This is a genomic window from Deinococcus sonorensis KR-87, from assembly GCF_040256395.1.
GTDB lineage: Bacteria > Deinococcota > Deinococci > Deinococcales > Deinococcaceae > Deinococcus > Deinococcus sonorensis.
Genome location: NZ_CP158299.1, coordinates 1,374,781 through 1,400,277 on the forward strand (window position 1 = coordinate 1,374,781; position 25,497 = coordinate 1,400,277).

Here is a 25,497-nt window from a genome sequence, read left to right on the forward strand (position 1 = left end):
GCTTCAGGACCACCGCTCAGTCGGATTGCCGACCGCGCGTCAGCGGTACCCGGATCCCCCCGACGACGAGATTCACGCCCTTGGTGGACCGCCGGGTCTTGGAATCGTCCGCACGCGTCTGGGGCGTCCGGATGAAGTTGACAGTCCTGGCGGCGAGATCGACGTCGCTGCTCTGCCAGCCGACGGCCGTCCAGGCCCGGGCCTGTGAATGAGTAACGTCATTGGCCCACCAGGCGCGGTGTTCCTGGGCAGAGTCGGGGAGCGGGAAGCCCAGCAGCTGTTCGATCTGAGTGAACGTCAGGTGGAGCGAGGGTCGATCCTGGGCGTTCAGATGGTCAGCCAGCGGTCCGTATTTGCCCTTAATCGGTGCTACGGAAACGGGAAGCGGGCTGGTGGAGTCTGCAGCGTTAAGCAGGTGCATAAAAGCCTGGAGCACCTCCTGAGGCTGGGCAGGGGTCGTGGTTTCAAGGTTAAGCAGTAGCGTTTCGCCGTCCTTCAGTTGCACAGTCAGTGTGTTCATGCAGACACTATGTCCCTAGATAGACCCTAAAGTCAATAGGGATAAAGGGGGACAATAGGAGTCCGGTTTGGCGCATGGCCTGCGAAAGAGGGATTTATCTGGGTCTGCATGCTCCCCAGGAAAAGGGACTCCCTTTCAAGTTGGGCTCTGGGCTTCTTCCCTGGAACTGAGGTTGACCACGCTCACGCCAAGAAGCCGCACCCGGTGCCCCTCGAGGAGTTCCGGCGTCAACACCTCGGCGGCGCCCTGGGCCAGCTCAGCGGCGGTTGCCAGGGGTTCATCTCGCGTGCGGTGGCGAGTCACGGTCGTCCCGTCCTCGTATCGCAGTTTCAGGACCACCGTCCGCCCGACATACCCCCGCTTCGAGAGCCGCGCCGCCACCTGGGCCGTGATTCCCGGCAGTTCCGCCAGCAGCGCCTCACGGGTCTGAACATCACGCTCAAAGGTCTGCTCCACGCCGATGGACTTCGGCTCCCGGTGAGCTTCCACAGGGCGCTCGTCCACTCCTCTCGCCAGGTCGTACAACCGGGGGGCGAATTTTCCGGCGCCTAGGATGGCCTGAAGTTCAGGCAGCGACCTCGCACGCAGGTCCGCGCCGGTGTGGATCCCCTGCGCTTGGAGTTTTCCTGCAATCACCGGGCCGACGCCGAAGAACTCCTCCACTGGCAGGGCGGCGAGCAGGGCGTCGACCTCCTCAGGGTGGATGACCGTCAGCCCGCCGGGTTTATGCATGCCGCTGCCGTACTTGGCGAGAAACTTGTTCACCGACACGCCGGCCGAGCAGGTTAGTCGTGTTTCGGCCAGGATGTCCGCCTGAATGCTCCGGGCCAGCGCCTCGCCCTGCGCCAGTGCCCGCCCTTCCTTCGTCATATCGAGATATGCCTCGTCGAGCGCGAGCGGCTCGATCTCCTCGGTGTATTGCGCAAAGATGCCGTGAATCTGGGCCGAGACGGCGCGGTACACGTCCATGCGTTGAGGAATCAGGACGATGCCGGGGCAGCGTTGTCGGGCCAGGTGGACGGGCAGGGCGCTGTGGACACCAAAGCCACGGGCGACATAGTTCGCTGTCATGACCACGCCCCGTCGGCCCGGCACGATGACGGCGACGGGTTTTTCTGCCAGGTCCGGCTGATCGCGGATCTCGATCGAGGCGTAGAAGGCGTCCATATCCACGTGCACCACGAGACGGGTCATAGGCCTATTGTCACTGAAGCGATGCTGTCGGGTAGGCGGAGGAGACGGTCTGTGTGTTAAGGATTCTGATGGGGAATACCAGCCGATCGTTCCACTGTACCCAGCCCGGAGACGGCCGCCATCGTGATCCATATCGGTCATCGGAACGAGCTCACGCTGTTCCAGTGCCTTACTGAGTCAGCCCGTCCTCCAGGAACGGGAGCTAATGCGCCAGTTTTCGAGCTCAGCTTCAGAAGCCTGCACTTTTGTGTTTGCGAAAAGTGGTCACACGACAGAAGCGGTGTGTCTTTTCCCTGATCTGCTCCCGAGGTTTGCTCCCGGCCTATGATCAATAACGCGTTCTGGACGAGGTTTCCATGGTGTGCCCGAAAGGAGTTGAACTCTTGGCCTTCTGATCCGTAGATGGAAGCTGTTGCGACGCCGTTGATATCCGTTGATGCCGATCAGCGGCCTGGAGACCGTGTTGATCGCAAGTGCCCTGTCCTGGTCGTCTCCGTTGTTGGCGTTTGGGTGCTCCTGATTTCTGCGCCAATAAGGCACGCACAAGGCACGGCATCCAGCAGTTGCACTTCCGGAGACGGGGATTCGAGCGATCAGAGGCGGCGCTGGACTGCAACAGGCTGGCTGAAAGTTGGTCGGCCGCCTGGAGTACGACTGAAGGCGGTCCATTAACACTTCCATGACGAGTCGAGGTTGAACGAATACGCTAGAGGCGCCCTACCTTGAAAGCCAAGGAGAACCGATGAACCACCCCCCAACTGGCAGGTGATTCAAGAAGCTGCTGAACGCCTCACCCGGCGCGGCCTGACACCTTTCTCCCGGCAGCCTACGATCCTGCCTTCCTGGACACGTTCGCTGATCATTTGATCTCGTAGCGCCAGTTGAGTTGTTTGTAGAGTAATCTATGGCCGTTCGGGGATAGTCTAAGTGGGTGAGAAAAACACTCTTGGTTTCGCTTGGACTCGCGTCCTTCTCTTTCGCAGGATCACAGAGCGCAGAACAGTTGAGGGCATCTATATCGGAGCTACAATCGTTTGCCAGTAGCGACAACACCCTTTGTAATATGATTAGCTTTGCTAACCCCGCTCTAAAAATTCTTGGTGATTATAAAATTCCCTTACCTTCGTACTTTGCTTGGGTCAAAGCAAACACTTTGTTGAAGGGTGTCTCAGGTGATGATATAAAGCCACTTGGTCAAGGATATAATCTGTATCACTTGAAAGATTTTAATGGTAGTATCAAGATGTTTGTATACACCAACGAAATCGACAAAAATAACACTGAGCTTTGCGTTACTTACGTTTTTTAGCTGGAGGTTAATGTGCTGAAAACTGAATATCTTATATAGGATGAAATTTAATTATGAAATCTCAGAAATGTATAGAAAGTGCGGTTGCGGCGGTTCAAGCGTCCATGCGGCTGGTCTGGAATGAGTATGGAAACCTGATTGATCGCAGAGTTAGCGAGCGTAGTGTTGCGCATCGGCTTGCTGTCCACCTGGAAAATTCTATCAAGGTTTCGATATAAATTGTGAGTATAATAGGAATCACAAAAAGCCAAAAACAGTCATGGTTTATGCAGAACACCTCCCAAAAAAGAAACTTAAAGAATTAGTGGATAGGATAATTAAAGCAGAGAAGATGGAGAGGCAAATTGCAGAGGCTATAATGCATTTCCGTATCAGTCCGTATCCTGATATAGTCATACATAAACGTAACAGAAACGACGAGAACGCGGTAATAATCGAAGTAAAGTATAAAGATGATGAAAGAGGGGATGAGGGCAGAGAATATGATAGAGCTAAAATTAAAGCGTTTACAGATTCAGAGCAGACACATAAGTATAAGTGTGGTGTATTTCTAGAAGTATCCTCCCAGGAAGCTATAATTGAGGTTTATAGCAAGGGACAATACGTTCTAACAAGAAGTTTTCAGCGAGGCGCTCAAATCTAATTCTTCTTGAAACCCAACGCTCCTGCTACAATCCCAGCAACTAAATCAAGCACACGATGCCGTGCATATTTTTGTAATACAAACCCGAGGTCAACGAGCACAGACAATCCGCCTGCAGACAAAGGCCTCACTGTGACCGCGCTTCGATCCAGCTGGGAGCAGGTGCTGGCAGCGCCCACCCGCGAGCCCGCGAGCGCTGGACCGCCTGGCTCAAGCACGGCGTGCTGCTCGATGGGCTGCCGGCCGTTCGCCTGAACGACATTGCGGACACCTATTACCTGAAGCTCTCCAGCGCCCACCTGCTGCTGGACGATCAGCCAGTTGCAACGCTCCACAACCCGGCCGCCACCCCACCCGTCGTGCGTGATGGGGACACCGTGTACGTGCCGGTCACGATGATCGGGAGCGTCACGTATGTCGCCGCCACGGGCGACCTCAGCGTCCCGCACAGCGCCACCATCACCACCAGCGTGAACGTCCGCACGCTCGCCCTCTCCACCCGCACCGTGAAGGACCTGCTGCTGAAGGACCAGCAGCAGAAAGCGGCCGCGCAGCTCAAGGCGCAGCAGTTGGCCGAAGCGCAACGCAAGCAGCAGGCGCTGGCGGCCGAGGCGGCCCGGCAGGCGCGGATTCAGCAGCAGGCTGCGCAACAACGCGCGGCAGCAGCAGCGGCAAAGCAGGCGCAGGTGGATCAGGCGGCCGATGCCGACGCAGCGAAGACGCTGCAGGTGGCCCAGAAGGCCGCGCCCGGCATGCCGCTCTGGGCGGTTGGGAACGGCGTGTATGGCGTCAAAATCAAGGGCAATAAACTCTTTGTTCAGCTGGTGCGCGTCGCGAACAACAAGGTGACAGACCAGTGCCACAACCAGACGCTCGACGGCCTGTACGTCACTCAGATCCTCAACACGGCCGGCACGCAGGGGGCCATGTACGTCACGTTCAATAGTGTCGGGGGCATTGGGCACGTCGCGTATACCCTCCGGCGCAGCGCGGCGCTGTGCGACTTCACGCCACTGCGCTGATGCCCCTCCACCACCCTCACCCGACCCGCCCAGCTTCCAGGCTGGGCGGGTCTCGTTTGTGTGTGCCAGCCGCCCCGCGCGGTCACCCACCTCCCCCGTACTGTGCCCCCAGGAGGCCCACGCATGACCCTCGAATCCGCACCGCCCGTCACCATCGACGAGCACGGCCAGTTCATCCTGATGAATCAGTACGCGCAGGCGCACGAGCAGGCCGCCAGCCAGGTGTTCCTGCGCGTCGCCCGCTGGATCTCCAAGGGCCGCGAGCCGTGGCTGCAGCGCTCCTCCAACCTGATGGCCGAGAAACGCTTCTGCCCGGGGGCTGCGTGCTGGCCCCGGCGAGCACGCAGCACGGCAACATCCTGAACTGCATCGTGCAGGGCCCACCGAGCACGACCACGTCATAGGCGTCTTCCAATTCTCGTCGGCCCATCAGGGCGAGCCCTTTGAACACCAGGAAGGCTTCCGGTTCGACGACACGGAGTGTCGCCTCAGCTCGCCGGCCCTGTCCTTCAATGGTCGCGTCGGAGGCGTGCTGCAGAGCAAGTCTGATGCCCTTAGAGACCGAGGAGCCGGGCCTTAGCCGCGTCGAACTCAGTTTGAGTCAAGATTCCGCTATCCCGCAGGCTTGCGAGCTTCTGTAGTTCGTCAGCCACGGAGACCTGCGGCACGTTGACGGGAACGGCCAGCACTTTCGGTTGCCGCGCCTCATGCATCCGCTCCTCAATGAAGTTGGCGATTTCGCGGGCCTGCGGTAGCAGGCTACGATTGATCTGAACGACATTCTCCATCTGCCCAGTGGCCCCAGGCCCGGACGACCGTCCCGCACCCTCGGTGGACCCTGGTACGGTGATCTGGATGCGGCCGATCAGCGCGCCGCAGCTGACTTCGACACTGGTGATCGCGTCGAAGGGATAGCTCTTGACCTTCTGGCCGAACATCGCCTGAGCGGCGTGGCCGCCCTTGACGATCAGTACCCGCTGATCCGTCACCACTAGACCCTCACCAATCACTTGAATCTCACGCATCACGGCCTCACCTGGACGAAGCGTGGCGCGAACCGCGTCTCCAAGCTTCCCCGCCATCGTGGTGTGGCCGGAGAGGGTCTGCACCGGGGCCGGCGCCCGGCCGAATACATCCAGTCGCCTGGAGAGGATCGCATGGAACTCCTTGACCCGCTTCAGGTTGGCGGCGTCGTTCTGCACGGTGAGTTCGTGTCCAGGCAGGAACGTCTGGGTGCTCTTCACCCGAAACTTCTTCACCAAGCCGGTTTCATCAAGCACAGTATCGATGATGTCGGTCAGCGGAAACGAGAAAACCTTGCCTACAGCGGCCGTCATCATGCCAGCCCGGATGAGCAGCAGTCGGTGCTCGGTCAGGATGGCCGCTTCACCCATGTTGGTCTTCACCTCGGCGAGGATGGGTTCGCCTGCCTGCAGGGCGGCGGTGACGTTGTCTCCCAATCCACCCTGGAGTTCCGTGTGCCGCTTGAACGAGGGGCTGATATCAAGGAAGTCGGTCATGGTCCCATTCCAACACGCCCGTTCTTACAAGTAGCAAACAAGTGTTGGCTCTGAAGGCCATGTCGCGTTTGTCCGTCGCTTTTGCTCAGTGGTTCTCGTCAGGGCATCCTGCTCGGCACATCCGTGCTACAAAAGACAACACAGCGGGTATCTGACAATTCCTTTTTTAGCTCTTGACTCATCCAGACATTTATTGACTGAGCTCTGGTTGATCCTATTCTCTGAACGCAAACGCTGTGCCCAGCCAATAAAACGCGCTCATGGCCACTCGACTGGTTGCAAGTGGCGTCCGTAACAGCGCTGAATACGTGCTCACGCATGTGATGGTTGAAGAGAAGTCCATGTCGGGAGGCCTGTTTTTCCCGCCCAGTGGGGACGAAGGCAGTTTCTACCTCGACATCTTCGGGATCAGCCACATTCGAGAGGCTTTTGAAGAACAACATCCGATCAAGAGGCGATGGACCGAGCGTTTGTGACTTTGGATAAGAAACCGCCGGCTCAGAGTTGATCGGCTGATCTTCATCCTCGCGCCCTGCCAACATATGCGTCCGTGTGAGGACGGTACACCGGGTAGGCTAAGCCATGACGATCCTACTAGCCTTCATCTGGCTGGCCTGCAGCATCATGTTCGTTGTTGCGCTTGTCCGAGCGTTTAGGAAAAAAGGCAAAAAGCGTGTGGTAGCGTACTGGTTCATCGGCGGTTTTGCGGCGTTGATCATCTCGACAATGGTCGATCCGCCAGTTGCCAGCGAGGCGGCCAGCAAACCAGCCACTCCATCCGCAGCTGCTAAAAACGCGAGTAACGCGAAGACTACCGTGGCACCGAAACAAGATCCTAACGCAGATAAGCTCAAAACGCTTCAGAAGCTACTTCCGGACAGCTGTAAGCATGATGTATCTGAAAGATACGATTACTTGGCTGCCAACCCAGAAAATGTATTCGTCGTCGTACCTGCAACCATACGAGGTGACAAGGTGGTCATGCAGGTGAAGGCCAAGAACGTAAAGTTTACCTGCTCGCTCAGTTTGAGAAGCCAGGATGTCGCCCTGCAGTTTTCAGATTCAGCGCAAGGCAAAAAAATCGAGGCTCAGCATGAGGCAGCGATGCAGCAGCAGGCTGCTGATGCACAAGCTGCCGCAAACCGCCAGATGGTTGCAGACCAGATTCGAGAAACCTGCAACAACGTAAAGGTCGTTATTGACGCCTTCAACTGGAGTATGGACGATGACTTCGTGCACACTAATGGGCAAGTCACAAACGTCAGCGGAGAAAGCATGGACAGCCTGGAAGCGGAGATTTCGTTCTACACGGCTGACGGGACCTTTGTGAAAAGCGACGATGCCTTCCTGAAGTACGATCCGGTGCTGCCGAACCAGACGTCACCGTTTGAAGGCATCACAACTGGAAACCCGTCCATGGCCACTGCCCACATCCGAATCAAGGAAATCTTTGGTGGCGAGATCGATGCCATGGACCGCGCAACCTATAACAAGAGCTGCTGATACCAGCCATCCGACACACCGCCCCCACCGGGGCGGTTTTTTCTTGCCCTGAGAATGGTTATGAGCACCAGCGCCGACAACGCTACCTGGACATCACCACCGACGCCAGCAGGGCACCAACGATTTTAAGGAAGGGAGATGCTCAGGGCATTGGCAAGGGATGGTCGGCTACAGCTAATCCTTGACCATTCCAGGAGATGCGTTGAGTTATAGGTCCTGATGACCCTCACGTCGTTTTTTACACTGATAAAGTTCAGAGCTGTAAGTGCACGGTGACGCTGCCAGTTTAGCCGTGACGCGCTCGGTGGTTTATTTCTGGCCCCGCACACTCATAAACGCCTCCTTACAGGTGCCCGCTGCAGGTACTGGTGCATCACCCGCCACCGTCAGCTTATTGGCCGGCTTCAGCTCCCCCGCGCCTAGTTTCGTGATGATCCCGGCCAGCGGCTCGTTCGCGCCGGGTCCGGGTGACCTCGATTTATGTAGCGCTCCACCAGCGGGCCATCCAGCAGCGTGACCGCCGACTACAGTCCTTTGACCTTTCGATAACAGACCAATCCGAGCCTGCGCTTAGGTGGTTTAGAAATCGCTGGCTTTTGACCTTCTGTCGACTTCGACATCGTAGAGAGGAGAGACGTATTCAATACTCGCATACACGTCCTTGTTGTTGACGTATGGGGTGGACACTTGCAGATTGATCAGATAACCCGAATCCACAAAGAACCATCCTTTGGAGAGTTCGGCCTTGCCGTCTGCAATGTCTCTGAGGTCAAGGAACTCGTCTTTCCACTGGCGGGTGTCTGTCTCTTTGCCTCGTCCGTACTTAGAGTCGAGGAAGGTCGAATATGTGTTGTAGATGGTGATCTGCTTGGATGGGTAGCTGGGAGGCCTGAAGATGACGCTGGTCCCAACGATCTGGTCTTTGTTGTTGAACCACATCGTGATTCGCACTGGCACGTTGTCAATGACCCCGGTGAATAGCCGGTCGTTGGTTCCCTTCTGCGGCAGAGCGGAGTCGTAGACGTAGCCATGCTTCGCCATGTTGGCTTTCACGGCTGCGAAATTGCTGTACCAGACAGTATCCGCAAAGCTCGGCTTTGCAGTGGTGCTGTTTACAGCGAGTGCCGAGCCGCACAGAAGGAGTCCGACCGCCAATAGGGTTCGTTTCATGCTTGCCTCCAAGAGACAGCATGTCATTCCAGTAGACGATAGTGATGCAGATGTGACGGGTAGCCTAGATCTTCTACGCCGATCACAACATCCAGCGTCTACGCACGGATGTACAGTCCTGATCCGCCGATGTGCGTCCTGGCCATTGACCACGCCCGCCTCCTGGGCATCGTTGCGGAACTCTCGCAGGACGAGTTCCAGCACAGTCAACCTTGGCCGCCGCTACCGAACGTCCAACTGGATGGACGAAGATCCATAGACCTGATGATCGACAGCTTGGACGTGGCATTTAGGATCGCGCCGCACCCAGGTATACACACTTCAAGGCGCACGCGACGCCGGCCGTCCTAAGTGGTGATTCGGCGACACCGTTTCATCTGGAGCATGAACCGTTCCACCCGGTTCCGCTCTCGATCCTCCGAATGGATTTGGGTGGGTATCGCGCTCCAGGCACTCCACCGCAGTAAGTCGCCGTTCTTCCACCTGCGCACTGATGTTGATTGTCATCATAACGTCCCGCGTCCTGTCTGTGCCAACCTACGCCGACATCAATAGTTACAGGAAGTGATCAATCCGTAGGAAACTCACCCCCTCGCAATTCCAGCATCAAACTTTGTTGAAAACTTAACAATACACACATGCGTCTGGCTGGTGCATCGTATCTACATATGGTTTAAGGGTGAAAACTCAAGTCATAGCCGTGATGGCACTCTGTGTAGGACTCGCCGCCTGTGGAGAGCGCAAGAGCGATTCGGCATCATTCACGCCACCAGCAAACTTTGATACGACGGTTGGGTCATGCAATCCGGATTTTGCATACCCACCAGGCACAGTCTGTTCTTCCCCCACGCCCGTGACATCCGGCATGCGTCTCACCGTCGAGACCATCAATTGTCCTGCCACCATCGGTTACTCCACACCCAGTGGTGCATCGTCCTTACAGGCGACATCATTCGACAAAACGTTTCCGACAGCGTCCGGGCAGATTGTTTCGTTAGCGGCCCAGAGTACCTGCGGTGCGAGCGGCTCGGCGACCGTGCGCATATACCGCAATGGCACGTTGGTAGCATCTGACTCGAAAGTGGGGCCGGATGTAGCTCGTGCCTCCGCAACGTATTAACCCCGTGCAGAGGTTGAGTACGGCTCTTGGTCGTGGTGGCCACCTTGGTGCGATGTTGGTGACGCTGCTCGGTATAAGCACGAGTTCTGCGGCATCTTGTCAGTTGACCCCTGGCTTCTTGCTGGGATCGACAGCACGGCAGCCTAAGAGCATTTCCATTGAATGTACGCCGAAAACTACGCAGACACTGGCAGAGATAGCTAAGGAAATCCACCGAACTTACCCGCAGCTGACCCCTGTGACCGACGCGGAGGCTTACCGAGTAGCAGATTACCGGGACGGATTAAGCCTCCTCCAAAATGCTTTCGACAGAATCGACTATCAGCCCGATGTACAGGGTCGTCTGAGTGGAGGTAGTGGACGCTGGGTGATTTTCACCAGTCAAAATCACCCGACACGCCACGTCTTGGCCTATGGACTCCTGGGTGAGCCTCTCGACCGCATCTACCTTTTCTTTCTTGATGGTGAGTTGACGGATCCTGCTCACCCGGAACCAATCCCAGCACCGCCAGACGAACGCTGACGCTGGCTATCGGAGATCTAGCGCTCCATACGGCCGCACAACTGCAGACAGCCCAGTACAAATGTCGTCAGGACTTACAGCGAAATATTCAGCGGATCCCCTTGGGAGAAACGGAAGGTGACCTCCAGGGTAGCTTGGAGGGACACAGCGAGCGCTCACAAGTCTGCGACCTCTAGCTCGTTAGTGATGAAGTCAGCTAGACTGTCGTCCATCCAACCTTCCAGCTCCAGTCACTCAAGCCGTGCCTGCGGATGACCCTCAGGGCCAGGGTGTTATCCAGGTCGGCGCGCAACAGCAACCGAATGTTCTGATTGAATAGGGCTTCCACACCACTCCAGGTGGTCGTGGGCGCGGAGTCAAGGTCAACGAGCTGTTCTGGCAGATCGTCGTTGGTCACAGTAAGGCTCCTCTGGCTAGGGTCTGCCTGACGAATTAGAGCCAGAGCATGATGCAGGCGATGTGTACGACCGCAAGGAAATGCCAGCCGCGCTTGTCATACCGGGTAGCGACTGCTCTAAAGTCCTTCAGTCAATTGATGCAGCGCTCGACGAGATTTCGTTTCTTGTAGGCTTCCAGGTCATGGCGAGGCGGAGGTCCGCCCCGCTGTCCCCTTTTCAGGCGAGCCTTCCGAGCGTTTTCGCGCTCCGGACAGATACATCGAATTCCACGGGCCCGAAGGGCCCGTCGATACACGCCGGCTCCATATGCCCGGTCCATTCGTAGACTGGTCGGACGCTTTCTGGGACGACCTTTCACCACCCGTGGAGCCCGGACCGCGTCCAGGAGCGGCACGAGAAAGGTTGGATCCGAGGCTTGCCCGGCAGCCACCAGGACGGCCAAGGGTCGTCCACGACCCTCACTCAGACGTGGATTTTACTAGTGCGTCCACCTCGGCTGATCCTGAGCCATTCGTCAGCGCAGCTCCCCTTTTTTCTGCTGTAGGAACGATCTTCCTGGCCCCAGTCGCGCTCCGCTGTTCCCGGATATGGGCACGGTCCACAGCGGCCTTGTCCCAGTCGATCTCGCCGTGCTGATCTGCCGTCGCCTGGAGCATCTGGAGCAGGCGTAACCACGTGCCGTCTCTCGACCAGCGGACGAACCGGTCGTAACAGGTCTGCCAAGGCCCATACCGACGCGGCACATCCCGCCAGGGAGCGCCCGTCTTGATTCGCCACAGGATGCCGTTCAGTACCTTCGGGTGTGGCGTGTAGGGTTGGCCGCGCCTCGGGTTCTTCGGCAGCCTGGGTTGCAACGCAACGCACTGCTGCGCCGTTAGATCCGTGCGGTGCATCCCCGAATCTACGCACTTCAGATGAGTTCCGTCAGACAGACCCAAGTGGGTTCAGCGCAACAGGTGCCGCTCAAAGGCACGCAAATTGCGCTCCTCTGCGGGGGTCGCGAAGACAGCAAACACCACCTCGTCAAACACGTTGTCATACGGCCCCTGAAGCAATTGCGCAAACACTCCAGCGACATGCTCCGGATCATTTCGGAAGGCCCCGCAGCCCCATGCTCCCAGGATCAGTCGGCTGCAGCGATGATGGGCGAAAAGGGCCAGCACCAGCGCTGCGCGCTGTGCGAGCGCCGCCTCTGCAGCAGGACGAAGCTGCGCCAACTCCTGTTCGCTGAGGTTGCGGAGGTTGGGGGCCGCTGCCGTCAGGACATCAAAATGCGCGGGGGAAGCCAGCCAGGCTCCAGCGGCATCCCGGAGGATCGGCACGTCCCGAGAGAAGATCAACTGGTCGCTGTACAGTCGGTTTCCCGCCTGCTGATGAGACGCGTAATACGCGGGGTACTGCAGCAGGGCAGAGTACAGACCACTTGCACGGGCGAGACTTTCCTCCTGCGCCGCGGAACCGGTGAGGAACCCACCTCCTGGGTTGGTCGCCGAAGCGAAGTTCAGGGCCGCAACCGGCACCCGGCTCTCCGTCAGCATCCTGTGGGCGGCCGCCAGAGTGGTTTCGCGCGTGACGGAGATGCGGGTGTGGCCGGTAGCGTGTTGCGTAGGGGGCAGTTTGCTCAGCGCCTGCGTTTCAGCAGCACTGTAATGGCGTGTTCCCGCAGCGAGCCGATCCAGATCCGGCTGCAGCCAGACGTACCCGGCGGGTCCTTCATAACCGCCCTGGTTGAGGATGTCGACGATGGTGTGCGCCTCTGCGATCAGGGCCTGACGATTGATGGGGGGAAACTGGGTCATTAGCGCTTCCTTTGTAGGGTGCTGAAGATGGGAGAGGTGTGGACGTGAATACGTGCGCCGGACTCTGTTCTCTGTTCTGCGTTTCAAATTCTGTGGAACTGGCTGGTTGCCCTCCTTCCCGGTGAACTGCTCTGGCGCACAAGCGGCTCAGCAGAACGAACACGAATGGTGGAGCAGAGGAGGCACCCAGTCGGTGCTGCATGGACTGTCGGCCACGGTTCCCAGGTGACTTCTCTCCTGAAAGGGTTCGACCGGTCTCCTCACCTCCTGAAGCTCAACCGTCATCCGTGAAGCGGTAGGTGTGCCCTGCCTCCACCGCTTCCAACACGCCCTCTTCCGCCCATCGGCGCGCGTACGCCAGAAGCACCGGATAGCTGGCCCACACGCCAAACTCGGCCTCATGGTCCTGGGTGAGCTGCGCGAGCGCCCAGATGTTGATGTCGTTCATGCTGTCGCCCAGCCAGTCCCACTTGACGGTGTATCCGTCCAGGACGGCCGTGAAACCGAGTCCGTGGAAGTGGAACGTCAGGCCGGGCAGCTCCCCGACCCAGGGCACCCGGTCCTCCAGGACGTCTTCGATGTGGGCAGCTCCGTACTGCGCCTCTATCCGCCGAATCACCTCATGGACCAGGGTGTGGTAGCGCCGCACCAGTGCGCGGAACGCCTCAAGGTCGGGAGAAGGAAGGGGAGAGGGCATTCCCTCAGTGTCGCGCCGTGGTCTGAACGGACGGGTTCGGCTCTCCATGAGGTTGCTCCCTGGTGCCCTGAGTCTTTCCAGAGTCAGCTGACGGCCTGAGTTCAATACGATGGCGAGCAGCCGTCCGTGGAGAAGCTGGGGCCTGGATTCCCGTCGTCCAGCTGGGCGGAGAGGTTCGCCCCGCCGTTGTCGCTGCAGGTGTTGCCGTACCCGCTTCCGCCGGCCATCTGCTTGTAGAAAATGCCGCCCTTCCCGTTGCCCTCGAGCGTGTTCTCGTTGACGGTGGGTTGGGCCTTCCCCGTGAGAATCAGGCCGTACAGGGCATTGTTGCTGATGGTGTTGCCGACGACCTCGGGCCGGGCCTGCTCGGCGATCACGATGCCGCTCTGACGGTTATCGGTGACCATGTTGCCCCTCAGCTGCGGCTGCGCGTCGCCCCAGACGGAAATACCGGGATTGTCGTTCAGCCGGACCGTGTTGTCCTCCGCCGTGCCGGTGGTGGCATCCGAGAAGGCGATGCCGTTCGCCCCATTGCGCTCGACCGTGTTGCCGGACAGCGTGGGCGCCGCATACTCCGTCACGCTGATGCCGGCGACGCGGTTGGCCTGAATGGTGTTGTTCTGGGCCTCGCCCCCACTGTTGTCGAAGTAGGTCAGGCCACTCTGCCGGTTGCCCTGGATGGTGTTCTCGGTGATGGTCGGCTGCGCGCCTTCCTGGACGCCGACGCCCTGAAGCCGGTTGTCCTCGACCGTGTTGTGCGCGATGGTCGGCGTCGCCGCCCCGTAGACGGTGATGCCGCGGCCCCGGTTCTGACGGAAGACACTGTCGGTGATGATCGGGTGGGCCGCGCCGAACACGTGCAGTCCGTGCGCCTGATTGGCATTGAAGCGGCTGTCGGAGATCTGCCCGCCGCTCTTGTCCTTGAACAGCGCTCCACCGTCACTGTTGCCGTTGAAGCTGACCCCTTTGGCTGTGACCGTGCTGTCGTCGCTGACGTACAGGCCAAAGGCATTGGCGGTCAGCAGATCGTCAGTCAGTTCAGCATGGCCGCCCTCGGCCACCCACAACCCACTGCCGTAAGCGCCCTCCTCCGAATCCCGCCGTCCACCGGTCAGGACGACGTTGCTGGCCTCCAGATTGCCCCCGACCTGGTATACGGTCCGGGCGAAAGCGTCTCCCACATGACCGACCGTCAGGTGGCCGAGCTGGACGTTGGCCCGTTCGAGCACCAGCGTGTCCTCAGCGGAGCGGCCCAGCAGATAGGACGCCCCCTGTCCCGCACCGACGAGGTTGACGTCGCTGGTCAGGGTCAGCGGCTGATCCAGCCAATACACCCCGGCGGCCAGCGTGACGTTCCCGCCCGCCGCTAGGTGGGTGAGCAGGGCCGCAGTTTCTTCCGGGGTGTGCAGGAGGGAGGTGTGTGCCCGGCTCACCCACCCGTCCACGCTGTCCGCGCGGACGTGCAGCCAGTCGGCTTGCTCCTCGAGCACCTCCAGGTTCGTTCCAAACCGCACGACGGTACTGACGGCACTCGTCTCGTCGGGTTGGGTGCGGACGTTAAGCGACTGGGCGGTCACGACGGTGATCGGCAGGGCCACGGGCACAAGGGTCGCCGGGGTCGGATCGGCCGTGGTGGCCGACGACCCGTCGGCCACTGCAGTAGACCCTTCCAGGGCCGATGCAGGAGCTGTTGCGGCCTCGGCGGTCGATGCCGAGGTCCGGGGCCAGAGGGCAGTCAGGCCCAGCAACAGCGCCACACTGACTCCGGCGATTACGGCCACCTTCCGCCATCCTGGGGCAGGCGGTGGAGGAACTGGAGGTGGGGGCGGGGTGGGTGGGCTCGGCGGGACCGGCTCGGCGACGGGTTCCGGTTCCGCCGGAGGGGCGTCCGGCACTCTCGGCGGTGTGCTAGAACGGGCCACCCGTTCCAGCACTTCACTGGCACTGATCGCGCGCTGGGCCGGATCCAGGGCCACGGCGGCGTTCAGCGCCGTTCGGACGGCCTCTGGGACGCCTTCCGGGTACGGGGGCAGCGGCACCCCTTGTGCCCTGGCGCGCGCGGTGGTCGGCACGTGCCCGCTGGCTGCCTCGAAGAGGACGGCGCCCAGCGCGTATAGGTCCGTCTGCGGCGTGAAGCCGCCCCCACCCAGCCGTTCCGGCGCCTGGTAGCGAGGGTCGTCGTCAGTCTTCTGTCCGATGTCCTGCAGCGCCCGCTTGCTCAGCCCGAAGCGCTGCAGCCGGACCTGACCGTCCTCACCGAACGCGATCGCTTCCGGGGTGATGGCCGTATGTAGGGCCGCCTGGGCATGGGTCGCGCCCAGGCCGGCGAACAGCTGCTGTACGCAGACGGTCAGGTCGGTGGGGGAGAGCGGACCTGCTTTCAGCCGCTCTCCGAGGGATTGGTGGGGATGGTCTTCGACGACCGCATAGACCTCCTGATGCTGGTCGACCAGGTCGGTCACGCGGGCAACGGCTGGGTGACCGACCTGCGCCAGCGCGCGGGCCGCCCGCAGAAAGGCCTGTCGCGCCCGCTGCCCGGTCGGCGTGTCCGGTTCGGGAGGGCTGAAGCGCTCGATCAGCACCCGGCCCCCCCAGCTGGTCGTGGCCTGCAGCCAGGCCACATGAGGAGCAGCGTGCAGCACAGCCGTCACGGTGTAATTCCCGGCGACCTGATCGCCGGGGCTGGGGAGGTCATGCATGGGCACCTTCTGTCTTGAGGCGAAGCTTGCGTTCGTGCAGGGCCTTCTGGATTTCCGGATGACGGAGCCGGCGGGCGAAGCGCACGGCCTGCTCGCTGCTGCGCTCATGCTGGATGATGGCCACCAGCACGTTCATCTTGCCGAAGGCGCGTTGTGAGGCCCGCTCACCCTGCCGGCGCAGCCAGCCCTGGAGTGGGCCCCAATCGCGCACTCGTGGCGGGAGTCGGTTGACAAACTGCCGGGTGCGCAGCAGCCGGGCGTACCCCTCGTCGTAGGCCAGCGTCTCCAGCATGGAGGTGGTGACCTGGGGGTGCTTGATGATTGCCAGCGGCGCGTGTCCCCGATCGGCCAGCCGCTGCAGCGTCGTGGAATTCAAGTTTGGGTTGCTCAGCAACTTGCCCAGCACAAAGTCGTTGGTGTCGTTCGCCAGGTGGTGCTGGGCTTCGACCGGCAGCAACGGATGGGCGGCGGCATTGCCCCGCACGACCACCTCGCGGTGCTGTGCCAGACTCGACACCTGCCCGGCCTGGATGGCCGGATGACGCAGCAGGCTGATCAGGATGTCCTCCGGCTGGTCCGGCAAGCGGAGCATCACGGTGATGGCCTCGACCTCCAGGTCCTCCCGTTTGGTCAGCGCCAGACGGATCGTGGGATCACTGTCCAGCGCCAGCTGGCGCTGCAGACGCTCAGACAGCTGCCTGCGCTTGACCAGGGCCTGCCGGACCTCCACTTCCACGTCGCCACTCAGGGCCATCAGGGTGTCCTCAGCGGTGGCGCGGTGCCGGGCCACCTGGCGGCGCACGCCCAGCGAGTCGCTGCCCGCCAGCGCGCTTAGGGCTTCGGGGGAGGTTTCGGGGTGCTTGGCCTCGTGATACTCCATGTCGTGCAGCGCCGCGCGAACTTCTCCGTAAAGGGGGTGGCGCCGGATGACCGGGCGCAACGGCTGTTCCGGCAGTCGCCGCTGGAGCGCACCTTTCGGCGCGCTGGGGTTCAGGATCACCGACAGGCGCACGTCCTCGAAGGTGTCGTCGCTGAGCTGCTCCAGCAGGTCGGCGGGCGTGCGGGGGTGTCGGCTGAGCGCCTGGCGGACGCGGACGTCGTGACGAGAGACCTGGGCCAGCGTCGCCGCGGCCGCCTCGGGATCGGCGATCAGTGCCAGCCGGCGGACATCCGGGGCCGGGTCCGAAGCCAGCGCCTGCCGGGCCTCGGCCGGCAGGTCGTGATGCAGGGCCGCTTGTGCGCGGATTTGCGGGTGGCGGTCCGTCGCCAGCGCCTCGAGCACTTCTGGCGGTAGTGTCGGATGGCTGAGCACCGCGAGTTTCATCAGGCGTTTGCGGCTGGCCACGGCGGCGAGCAGCTCGGGCTTGCTGAGCGGGCGACGCAGGCGCGCCACGGTCGAGACCCGCGGCTGCTCGTCCGCGATCAACCTGGGCCAGGTGTGCTCGCTGGTCAGGGGATGGGCGGCCACCGCGGCCCGCACCGAGACGCGCGGGTCGGTGGCCAGCTGCTCGAGCGCCTCCGGGGGCGTACCGGGGTTGCGCGCCACCTGCAGACGCACGCTTGGCTCGCCGTCGTGCGCCAGCGTAACCAGCAGCTCGGTGGGGGCGTGCGGATGGGCTGCCACCAGCTCGCGGATCACCTCTTGATCCTCGTGCTCCATCAGGCGTTGCAGGTCGCCCGGAGTCGCGTTCGGGTTCTCCGCCACGCAGGCCCGCACCCACCAGTCGGGGTCCTGGCTCAGCTGTCGCCTTCGTTCCGGGTGCAGCCCCGGATTGCGGGCGATGGCCGCGCGGATCACCCAGTCGGGCGAGTCGATCAGCTGCCGGAAGGTCGAGTCCGACGCCGGGCAGCGTTCCAGCCGCTCCAGCAGGGTTTCCCGTGCCTGACCGTACGGGTGCTGCTCATCGAGCCAGGTGAGCCAGTGGAGCGGCACCTGCCGGGCGTGCGCCGCGGTTCTCTGGAGGGCGACATGCTCCTGGACGAGCTGCCATTCCTCGTCGGTGTAGGTCACGTCGGGCTCCCGGCTGCGGAGTTTCCGGCGGACACTCTCGACGGTCGGGGAGGGGTCGGGCTCGCTTGGAGTGGTCGGCGGAGCGCTGGGTGCGTGGCTGGCCAGCACCCCGGTCGCCCGCCAGCGCAGCATCCGCGGCACGCTGCTGTCCTGGCTGAGATATTGCGCCAACGAGAGGTCGCTGCGGGCCAGGGCCAGAAGCCACTCGGTGCCCCTGGTGCGTTGGTGCCGCAGGACGCTCCGGCTGTGGCCGGTCATCACCAGGTACCGCAGCGCCCGGTCGGTGGTGTGGATGTTCCGGGCTGCGACGTCAGCCGCCCAGGGCCCCTGCTGGGACAGCCAGTCGAGCTGCTCGGGGGTCAGGCTGGAGGGCCGCCCTTCCGCGCTTTCCAGCAGGTGCTTGAGGAGGGGCGGCATGGTGGAGTGCGTCCGGGCCGCCTCGCGGATCCTGGCGTCCGGACAGGTCGCCAGGGCCACCAGCCTTGCCGGGCTCGGAGGGTTGGCCTGCGCCAGTTCCTGCAGGGGAGTCAGGCTGGCCATATCAGTTGGTGAGCTTCTGGGCGTACTCCACGACGATCTCCACCCGCTCGTTGCGCGGATCGAACTTCACCCCGTCGAACGGCGTCTGTCCGCCGCGCGCCGCCACCGCCAGGCGGTTGGGGCTGATGCCGCCCTTGACGTAGAACGCCTCTGCCACCGCGCTGGCCCGCCCGGCCGACAGCGACCAGCGCTCGGGCGTGTTCGGCTGGGACGTCTGGGTGTGCCCCTCGATCCGGACCCGCTTCCATTCGGCACGCTCGGCGCGCAGTACGCGTGCGAAGGCCACCAGGACCTGCTGGCCGGTGGGGCTCAGCTGGTCCGTGTCCCCCAGGAACATCTGCTGGGCCGGAAACACCCAGCGCTGAGCGCCGGGCGGGTCGTTGCGCTGGGCAGGGGAGAGCAGGAGGGGCCTGGCCGGCAACGGGGCGGCCCGCACCGCGGCGACGACCCGGTCCTGAGCCTTGCGGTACTTCACCTGCTCCCAGCCGGCCTGGCCGACCGCCAGGATGCCGCCGACGAAGAACACCAGCACGAACACCATGTTGAGGGCCAGATCGCTGAACGCGATGTAGGGATTGCTGTCGGACTGAAGTCGGGAAAGGCTCATGGAATGGCGCTTCAGTCGTTGCCGGCCGGCACGGATTCGCCGCGTGCCAGGGTCCGGGTGAGCGTCTCGAAGTTGCGGTCCAGCCGGGCTCCGTAATTGCTCTGCTCGGTCCGGAACACGTCGCCGGCCTCCTCGAACGACTTGCTGGCGCGGCTCAGGCCGTCCCCCACCGTCTGGACGCGTTCCAGCAGGCGGTCGGTGTTGGTGGTGAGCGTGTCCTGCAGCCGTTCGATGGTGGTCGCCTGCTGGGTGAGGCGGTCGCCCAGCTCCCGGCTGTTGACCCGCAGCGAGGTCGCGGCTGCCTCCTGGGCCTGCACGAGGTCATTGACGCCGGTGCTCAGCCCCTCGGTCAGGGCCGCGACCGACTGGTCCATGCTGGTGAACACCTGGGAGATCTGCTGGCTGGTGTTCGCCAAGTTGCTCAGGCTGTGGTCCAGGGTTTCGCCGGCCCGGCCCAGCACGCTCTCGAGCTGCCCGGCCACCTCCTGCAGCCGCTTGTGGATGTCCTGGAAGCTGTTGCCCGCGTCGCGCAGGTAGCGGCCCATGCGTTCCATCTGCCCGCTGATCGCGCGCGGAAACACCGCCGGCACCAGCTCGGCGTGGACGAACATCGAGAGCTCGTCCTGCAGCGCCTCCTGCTGGCGTACCGCCAGGCTGTACAGCACGCCGCTGCTCAGCGAGAGCAGGATGCCCCACAGGCTGGCCCCGAAGGCGCCGCGCATGACGTTCATGGTGCTGCCCAGCGCGCGGGCCAGGTCGCCGGGATCCGCCGCGGACGCGGCATTGCGGATCGGTTCGACCAGGCTGCCGATCGAGCCGGCCAGGCCCATCACGGTACCGAGCAGGCCCGACAGCATCAGCAGGTTCGGGATGTTGCGGGCGGCCGCGAGCGGCGACTCACTGGCCGCCGTGATCGCCTGCGTGGCCGCCTGCACGTCCGGGGTGGCCAGGGTGCGGGCGCGGGTGACGGCCACGACGGCGCGGCGCACGGCGCTGCCTTTCGGGAAGGTTTCCACGGCGGCGCGCACGTCCTCCGCCGTCTCGTCGGACTCGGGCGGGTCGTCGGTGTCGAGGGCCGGCTGAAGCTTTTCGCGGACCAGCTTCAGGTGATCGCGCTCCTGCCGGCGCAGCTGGGCGGCAGCCAGCAGGGCCCGGATGAACACGAGGCTCAGCGGCAGCATGCACAGCAGCAGGGCGAGCCAGCCTTCGAGCCGCAGGTTCAGGAACGCCGAAAAGAAGTCGTTCACGGCTCAGGCCCCCGGAAACGGGCTGTACGGCATGCCGAAGGGGTGGTTGGGTTCGTCCGGGTGGTAGCTGCAGCGCAGCCCGTTGCGAATCACGTCCTCCTCGGTGGCGCCGACTTCGCCCCCACAAACGCGGCAGTAGAAGCCGTCCTGGCGGGCCGTCAGGCTCTTGGGCAGGCGTTCGCCCTGCGCCTTGTACAGGCTCTGAATCAGGTTCTCGTCTGGTGGGAAGGTCTCCAGCAGGGCCTGCCTCAGGTCGTCGTCGGCCGTGAGGTGCTGCAGGACCACCGACTGGGCCGCCTTGTCGTTCCAGTCGCCGACCGCGCGGGCGCTGCTGTTGCGCAGCTGGTCGTGCAGCCAGGTGACGTACTGCTTGCGCCCCTCGTGCGGTGTGGTGGACTGAGCGATGACGTTGCGGGTCCTGGATTCGATGTCGCTCTTGAGGTAGGTCGCGGCATTGGTCAGGCTGCGTCCGAAGGTGTCGCGCGGCTCGAAGGCCAGTTTCCGGGCCGCCTTCCCGAAGCGCGGCGGGAGCTTGCGGCGGCGCTTCTCCGGCTCCGGCGCCTCTCCGGGCTGCTGGGGCCAGTCCATCACCAGATGGCCCCCGTCCAGGCGTGTCACCCCGTGCAGGGTCGAGAGGAACACCAGCTGTTCCGCCTCCTGCAGCTTGCGGATCTCGTGGTCGTTGATGGGCGTCCAGTCGATGTCGCTGCGCTTGCGGGTGAAGTAGGTGTTGAAGCGGGTCGGCTGGCTGTAGGACAGCTCGCGCACGTCGTCGGCGCCCCGCAGGGCGAAGCGGTACCACTCCTCCAGCATCACCACGCGATACAGATCGATTCCAGGGACGACATCTGCTTGGGGATATTTACTGATCCAGGGCTGTACCGCTCTGGTGAAATCATCGGTCAGGCCAGTCCCAATCAGAAGCTTGCGACTGGGAAGCGGAGTCATTGGATCAAGTTGTCCAAGCGGCGCATTCAGCTGCAGGAATAGCTGGGCGCTGGTTGCGGCATGCATCGCTTGGCTGTCCGGGTTGAAGCTGGGACTGCGACGGTCGTAGAGGCGCCGCACCACGTCCTTCCCACCGCTGCGGAGTGTGCCTTCAAACGGCTCGACCGCGATGCGCTCCAGCTCATTGAGCTGGTGACGTTCAAAGTTGTCCTGGCCAGGTGACCAGGGACCGAGGAGCCAGTCTGGGTCGTTGATACCGGGCAGCACGCCCTTTACCAGCGCGTCCCACGAGCGGATCAGGCGCGCCGCGTGGGCTTCCTTCTGCCGGTCGTCGATGGCCAGTTCCTCTTCCTTATCGACCGTGCCGTTCGGTGAAGGCTCAAACAGCGAGACGCCGTTGACGGTCGCGTTGTCGTTCTCCAGCTTGCTGCGCTTCTCACGCCACAGGTCCGTTTGATTGGTCAGCCGCTTGCGCAGGTTGGTGAGCCGGCGGACGATGCGTTGGGTCTCCTCGTCGATGACGGTCAGGGTGCCCGCTTCAGCGCGCTGTCCACTGCCGGTGTCCTGCAGCGCCTCGCGGATCTTGGCGTTGATGCGTGCCTTCAGTTCGTCGTCCAGGGCGCGGGTCAGGGCGCCGTACAGCGGGGCCGATGCCTTCTTTTTCAGGAAGAACAGGCCCAGCAGCGTGTTCGTGCGGATCGCTTCCATCTGGTCGAGCACGCCCGATGCGCCGCCGGCTTTGCTTTCGCCCGGCTCCCATCCGCGCAGGGCGCCCAGGCGGGGCTGAACCGCCTGCATCACGTCCAGCAGCTGGTTCGGCCCCTGGTCGTAATCCAGCAGCGCGCTGGACACGCGACCCTGGATCTTCTGCAGGACGCTGTCCGCTGCCCGGCGGCGGTTGGCGTGCACCGTCCGGTGCACCAGTCCGGCCAGGCCGTCACCCGCGCGGGTTTCGAAGGCGGCGCGCCATTCCTGCAGCGCCTTGCGGGCCGCCTCCGGCTTGCCATTCCGGGCGGCGCGCATGATCTCCCCGCGCTTGGCGTCCAGCACCGAGCGGACCGACGCGCCCCCGTCGTCCAGCAGCAGGGTTTCGGTCAGGGCCGGGATGGTCAGGCCCAGGTCATCCAGCGCGAGGTCGAGGTTGCCTTCGGTCTTGCGGTCCTTCCAGCGGTCCACCGCGTGGACCAGGGTCCGGTACTTCAGGGCCTCCAGAATGCGCCGCATCGGATACTCGATGGTGGACAGCCCGAAGGTCGAGAAGGCGAAGGCGCGGCCCTGACTGACGGCGACGGGCCCAGCGTTCACCATGAACGCCATCGGGTCCGTTTTGGGCACGAAGACGTTCAGGAACATCCGGTCTGCGATGGCCTGAGTCAGTCGGGCCAGATCAATACTTGCGGTGCTGGTGGGCCGCAGCAGGTACACCAGGTCATACGGCATGGTGTCGTTCGGGACGACCGGCGTGCCGTCGTGCTTGTCCGGGAACTTCACCGTCTTGTAGCGTTCGGTGTCGGTGTGCAGGTGGTACTGGTTCAGTTCGGCCAGGGCGTGATAGGCGTTGGTCTTCCAGATCTCGGCATCCGACTTCTGGGCGATGCCCAGCTGAGGGTGCGGCAACGTGAACATGCCGAGCGTCTTTTCCTCATCGTTCAGGATGGTGCGCAGCAGGATTCCCACGTCGCTGGCCGTGCCGCTGCACGTCCCGCCGCAGAGGGTTCCGACCACGATCACCCGCACCCCGGTCTGGCCGCTCGCCTCGTTCACCGCAAACTGAACGTTCATTTCGAGGCCAGCATTATTGGCGTTCAAAGCCGCTTTCGCCTGCGCGTCCGTGAGGTTGCGCAGCCGGGCCAGGCGCTGCGAGATCGCATTCTTGATCTCCGCGTAGTTTGGCGGATAAAGCAGGGCCAGCCGTCCGACCATCCGGATATGTCCGGCCCCTGAGTCGATGCTCTGGGCCGGTAGCTGCTGCAGCGTCTCTGCATCAGCCCACTGGCTAAGTGCGATGCTCTGCTCGTAGATTTCCGGCCGGTGCACCAAGTCTCGCCAGGCGGTTGCGGGAATGCCCAACGTCTTGAAGTCATCAGTGCCGTTGAAACGGTTGGGTTTGGCAACGTCCGTCTCGATGGCCAGGAACTCGATCCACGGCGCGCGGCGTAGCCCCCCGACCTCCCAGTCGACCCGGTCGGCCAGCGCTTCGAGAATCTCGGTGCCGGTGCTGCCCAGGCCGATCACCAACGTTTTGAAGACCCGCATGTCCTGAGCCATATCAATTGTCCTTTCCGAGGCGGCCGAAGACCGTCAGCACCAGCAGGGTGAGCAGCAGGGTGGCCACCGCGACGGCCACCAGGTAGGGAAAGTTGTTGGGGTTGAAGAGGAAGTACTCGCTGATCAGCAGGCCCACCATCACCAGCAGCAGGGCGAGCGGCATCGACTGCCGGGCGGCCTGCAGTGCCTCACGGCCACCGGCCCCGGCCAACAGGTGGGCCAGCCCCACAGCCAGGCCGTACCACACCAGGATGGTGATGGCCACCGTGATCCAGAAGTCGAGCTGAACGAAGTGTGGCCATGCCGCGTTGATAAAGGTCGTGATGTCGTTCATTCAGACTCCCTGGAGGTACGAGATGGTGAGGTTGCGCTGGACGGTGCGGGGGACGCCACCGGGGCCCTTGACCTCGCCGCTGAATTCGAGCTGCGTGTCGGGCGCCTCGGGACGTAGGCGCAGGGTGGAGGTGCTGCTGGTCGGCACCTGACCGCCGACCGTGTCGAGCGTGAACACCTCTCCGGTGGTCCGGATCTTCAGCTCCTGCCCCACCAGGGTCAGTTCGGCCAGCGGTTCCGGGGGAACGCCCTGGAGCGGGACGACGGCGATGTCGGTATCGGCGCTGTACCCGGCACCGGCCAGCACACAGAACGGCCGGTTTTTCGGCAGGTCCTGCAGGGCAAACTCCTGGTCGCCCACCCGGACGCTGCCCCGCCGCTTTCCACCGCTGCCCAGCATTCGGTAGGCTGCAAACCCTGCACCGGCCAGCACGATCAGTCCGAGGACAACACCCACCGCTCCTTTTCCGGAGGACGATGAACTGGGTTTGGCGGGTGCGGCACTGACCGACTTCAGCAGGTCCGGGCGAGGGCTGGTCAGGCTCGCGGACGTGAACGTCTTGGGCACGAACACCACCGCCTGCATCTGGCCCTGAATGTCGCGGGCAGGGACGTGCACCAGATACGGCAGGTTCATGGTCGCGCCGTCCTGGGTGCCCTGAACACGGGTCCAGTGCTTCAGCATGTCCAGGTACTCGGGTGCGTTCGCCCCCATCAGCTTGGCGTTGGCGCCACTGGCCCCGACGCTGGCCGCGGTGTTGGTCAACAGCACCAGGACGGTTCCTGCGTCGTTGGCGAATTCCTTGGCCAGGCTGGTCGCGGCGCGCTCGGTATCGTGGCCGCCGAGGCTGCCGACGGCCAGGGTGGTCGGCCAGAGGCTGGCCGCCCGTGCCTGATCTGCGGCCCGGTCCTGGGTGATCGGAATGCTCAGGGACGCAGGGTCACGGGTTGACCAGGTATCGAGCTCCCACGCCCGCGAACTCACCCGGTCGCCGGGCACAGTGAAGGAGGAGACGAGGCGGGTGGCGACTTCGCGCGCCGCCTGCGCACCGAGCGGGTCGGTCTTGTAGTGTCCGGTGCTGAAGGCGATCACCAGATGGACGTTCTGACGGTTCAGGTCACCGCCATTCTCGGCTACGGCGCGTTCGATGGTCTGAACGAGCTGTGCGGTGCCGGCCTGCAGACTGGCGCGGTCCAGCTCGGGTTTGCCCTGGGTCGACTGGGCGCTGGCGAGCCCCATCGAGAGCAGGAGCAGCATGGCTGGAGTTCGCCGTGGAGTGGACTGGAGGAGTGACGATCCACCGTTCGTCAAAGCAAGGAAACTGTTCTGGGCAGCGGGCATCCGCTGAAGTATATATTTGAAGAACTTAAGCAAATGCCAAATGTGTGGTCGGGAGCTGCCACCACTTGGGGGGCATCATCTCGC

General features: G+C 62.7%; 20 protein-coding genes and 1 pseudogene. 6 read left to right on the forward strand and 15 right to left on the reverse strand.

The genetic code is table 11. From position 1 onward, the window contains the following. Window positions 1–16: 16 nt before the first annotated feature. Window positions 17–520, reverse strand: coding sequence for a DUF7662 domain-containing protein (locus ABOD76_RS12090; RefSeq protein ID WP_350245099.1), 504 nt, complete (start codon window positions 518–520; stop codon window positions 17–19). 135 nt (window positions 521–655) lie between these two features. Further along, entirely contained in the window at window positions 656–1,714 is a 1,059-nt protein-coding gene (dinB, locus tag ABOD76_RS12095; protein ID WP_350245100.1) for a DNA polymerase IV, read from the reverse strand. 1,063 nt (window positions 1,715–2,777) lie between these two features. Here dinB and ABOD76_RS12100 point away from each other — a divergent pair. From ABOD76_RS12100 to ABOD76_RS12115, 4 genes are all read left to right on the forward strand, one after another. Then, on the forward strand, window positions 2,778–3,023 hold the full coding sequence (locus tag ABOD76_RS12100; protein ID WP_350245101.1) for a hypothetical protein: 246 nt from the start codon (window positions 2,778–2,780) through the stop codon (window positions 3,021–3,023). Window positions 3,024–3,282: 259 nt separating this feature from the next. Next, window positions 3,283–3,666, forward strand: a complete 384-nt coding sequence (locus tag ABOD76_RS12105; protein ID WP_350245102.1) for a hypothetical protein — start codon at window positions 3,283–3,285, stop codon at window positions 3,664–3,666. Window positions 3,667–3,887: 221 nt separating this feature from the next. Further along, a complete protein-coding gene (locus tag ABOD76_RS12110) occupies window positions 3,888–4,688 on the forward strand; it encodes a hypothetical protein (protein WP_350245103.1) in 801 nt (266 codons plus the stop codon). A gap of 123 nt (window positions 4,689–4,811) precedes the next feature. Further along, the gene (locus tag ABOD76_RS12115) at window positions 4,812–5,051 is read left to right on the forward strand and encodes a hypothetical protein (RefSeq protein ID WP_350245104.1); all 240 of its coding nucleotides are present in this window, start codon (window positions 4,812–4,814) and stop codon (window positions 5,049–5,051) included. A gap of 191 nt (window positions 5,052–5,242) precedes the next feature. Here the strand turns inward: ABOD76_RS12115 and ABOD76_RS12120 are convergent, their stop codons facing one another. Then, window positions 5,243–6,208: a PH domain-containing protein gene (locus tag ABOD76_RS12120; protein WP_350245105.1), complete on the reverse strand. Its 966-nt coding sequence runs from the start codon at window positions 6,206–6,208 to the stop codon at window positions 5,243–5,245. 260 nt (window positions 6,209–6,468) lie between these two features. Between ABOD76_RS12120 and ABOD76_RS12125 the strand changes: the two genes are divergently transcribed. Beyond that, window positions 6,469–6,684 carry a hypothetical protein gene (locus tag ABOD76_RS12125; protein WP_350245106.1) on the forward strand — a complete coding sequence of 72 codons (216 nt, stop codon included), beginning with the start codon at window positions 6,469–6,471 and terminating at the stop codon, window positions 6,682–6,684. A gap of 106 nt (window positions 6,685–6,790) precedes the next feature. Continuing rightward, window positions 6,791–7,711 carry a hypothetical protein gene (locus tag ABOD76_RS12130; RefSeq protein ID WP_350245107.1) on the forward strand — a complete coding sequence of 307 codons (921 nt, stop codon included), beginning with the start codon at window positions 6,791–6,793 and terminating at the stop codon, window positions 7,709–7,711. Between the two features lie 579 nt (window positions 7,712–8,290). Here the strand turns inward: ABOD76_RS12130 and ABOD76_RS12135 are convergent. From ABOD76_RS12135 to ABOD76_RS12190, 12 genes and pseudogenes are all read right to left on the reverse strand, one after another. Beyond that, the gene (locus ABOD76_RS12135; protein WP_350245108.1) at window positions 8,291–8,881 is read right to left on the reverse strand and encodes a hypothetical protein; all 591 of its coding nucleotides are present in this window, start codon (window positions 8,879–8,881) and stop codon (window positions 8,291–8,293) included. A gap of 1,839 nt (window positions 8,882–10,720) precedes the next feature. Further along, a complete protein-coding gene (locus ABOD76_RS12140; protein ID WP_350245109.1) occupies window positions 10,721–10,921 on the reverse strand; it encodes a hypothetical protein in 201 nt (66 codons plus the stop codon). Window positions 10,922–10,956: 35 nt separating this feature from the next. Continuing rightward, window positions 10,957–11,815 (reverse strand): annotated as a pseudogene (locus tag ABOD76_RS12145) (IS5 family transposase). Between the two features lie 51 nt (window positions 11,816–11,866). After that, a complete protein-coding gene (locus ABOD76_RS12150) occupies window positions 11,867–12,721 on the reverse strand; it encodes a TIGR02452 family protein (RefSeq protein WP_350245110.1) in 855 nt (284 codons plus the stop codon). A gap of 274 nt (window positions 12,722–12,995) precedes the next feature. Then, window positions 12,996–13,418, reverse strand: coding sequence for a DUF6896 domain-containing protein (locus ABOD76_RS12155; RefSeq protein ID WP_350245111.1), 423 nt, complete (start codon window positions 13,416–13,418; stop codon window positions 12,996–12,998). Between the two features lie 101 nt (window positions 13,419–13,519). Next, complete coding sequence (locus ABOD76_RS12160; protein WP_350245113.1) at window positions 13,520–16,117, reverse strand: right-handed parallel beta-helix repeat-containing protein; 2,598 nt, start codon at window positions 16,115–16,117, stop codon at window positions 13,520–13,522. Continuing rightward, the gene (locus ABOD76_RS12165; protein WP_350245115.1) at window positions 16,110–18,668 is read right to left on the reverse strand and encodes a hypothetical protein; all 2,559 of its coding nucleotides are present in this window, start codon (window positions 18,666–18,668) and stop codon (window positions 16,110–16,112) included. The genes ABOD76_RS12160 and ABOD76_RS12165 overlap by 8 nt, the downstream gene beginning before the upstream one ends. A 1-nt stretch (window position 18,669) precedes the next feature. Next, window positions 18,670–19,275 (reverse strand): OmpA/MotB family protein, encoded by a 606-nt coding sequence (locus tag ABOD76_RS12170; RefSeq protein WP_350245117.1) that lies wholly within the window; start codon window positions 19,273–19,275, stop codon window positions 18,670–18,672. A gap of 11 nt (window positions 19,276–19,286) precedes the next feature. Next, complete coding sequence (locus tag ABOD76_RS12175; RefSeq protein WP_350245119.1) at window positions 19,287–20,522, reverse strand: hypothetical protein; 1,236 nt, start codon at window positions 20,520–20,522, stop codon at window positions 19,287–19,289. Window positions 20,523–20,525: 3 nt separating this feature from the next. Next, window positions 20,526–23,738, reverse strand: a complete 3,213-nt coding sequence (locus tag ABOD76_RS12180) for a tubulin-like doman-containing protein (protein ID WP_350245121.1) — start codon at window positions 23,736–23,738, stop codon at window positions 20,526–20,528. 1 nt (window position 23,739) lies between these two features. After that, window positions 23,740–24,072: a hypothetical protein gene (locus ABOD76_RS12185; protein ID WP_350245122.1), complete on the reverse strand. Its 333-nt coding sequence runs from the start codon at window positions 24,070–24,072 to the stop codon at window positions 23,740–23,742. Continuing rightward, window positions 24,073–25,329 (reverse strand): hypothetical protein, encoded by a 1,257-nt coding sequence (locus ABOD76_RS12190; protein WP_350245124.1) that lies wholly within the window; start codon window positions 25,327–25,329, stop codon window positions 24,073–24,075. Between the last annotated feature and the right edge of the window lie 168 nt (window positions 25,330–25,497).

What these genes read in the sequence shown, in the direction of transcription:
- ABOD76_RS12090 (WP_350245099.1), bottom strand. Translation starts at nt 520, where the DNA reads ATGAACACACTGACTGTGCAACTGAAGGACGGCGAAACGCTACTGCTT.
- dinB (WP_350245100.1), bottom strand. Translation starts at nt 1,714, where the DNA reads ATGACCCGTCTCGTGGTGCACGTGGATATGGACGCCTTCTACGCCTCG.
- ABOD76_RS12100 (WP_350245101.1), top strand. Translation starts at nt 2,778, where the DNA reads ATGATTAGCTTTGCTAACCCCGCTCTAAAAATTCTTGGTGATTATAAA.
- ABOD76_RS12105 (WP_350245102.1), top strand. Translation starts at nt 3,283, where the DNA reads ATGGTTTATGCAGAACACCTCCCAAAAAAGAAACTTAAAGAATTAGTG.
- ABOD76_RS12115 (WP_350245104.1), top strand. Translation starts at nt 4,812, where the DNA reads ATGACCCTCGAATCCGCACCGCCCGTCACCATCGACGAGCACGGCCAG.
- ABOD76_RS12120 (WP_350245105.1), bottom strand. Translation starts at nt 6,208, where the DNA reads ATGACCGACTTCCTTGATATCAGCCCCTCGTTCAAGCGGCACACGGAA.
- ABOD76_RS12125 (WP_350245106.1), top strand. Translation starts at nt 6,469, where the DNA reads ATGGCCACTCGACTGGTTGCAAGTGGCGTCCGTAACAGCGCTGAATAC.
- ABOD76_RS12130 (WP_350245107.1), top strand. Translation starts at nt 6,791, where the DNA reads ATGACGATCCTACTAGCCTTCATCTGGCTGGCCTGCAGCATCATGTTC.
- ABOD76_RS12135 (WP_350245108.1), bottom strand. Translation starts at nt 8,881, where the DNA reads ATGAAACGAACCCTATTGGCGGTCGGACTCCTTCTGTGCGGCTCGGCA.
- ABOD76_RS12150 (WP_350245110.1), bottom strand. Translation starts at nt 12,721, where the DNA reads ATGACCCAGTTTCCCCCCATCAATCGTCAGGCCCTGATCGCAGAGGCG.
- ABOD76_RS12155 (WP_350245111.1), bottom strand. Translation starts at nt 13,418, where the DNA reads ATGCCCTCTCCCCTTCCTTCTCCCGACCTTGAGGCGTTCCGCGCACTG.
- ABOD76_RS12160 (WP_350245113.1), bottom strand. Translation starts at nt 16,117, where the DNA reads ATGCATGACCTCCCCAGCCCCGGCGATCAGGTCGCCGGGAATTACACC.
- ABOD76_RS12165 (WP_350245115.1), bottom strand. Translation starts at nt 18,668, where the DNA reads ATGGCCAGCCTGACTCCCCTGCAGGAACTGGCGCAGGCCAACCCTCCG.
- ABOD76_RS12170 (WP_350245117.1), bottom strand. Translation starts at nt 19,275, where the DNA reads ATGAGCCTTTCCCGACTTCAGTCCGACAGCAATCCCTACATCGCGTTC.
- ABOD76_RS12180 (WP_350245121.1), bottom strand. Translation starts at nt 23,738, where the DNA reads ATGGCTCAGGACATGCGGGTCTTCAAAACGTTGGTGATCGGCCTGGGC.
- ABOD76_RS12185 (WP_350245122.1), bottom strand. Translation starts at nt 24,072, where the DNA reads ATGAACGACATCACGACCTTTATCAACGCGGCATGGCCACACTTCGTT.
- ABOD76_RS12190 (WP_350245124.1), bottom strand. Translation starts at nt 25,329, where the DNA reads ATGCTGCTCCTGCTCTCGATGGGGCTCGCCAGCGCCCAGTCGACCCAG.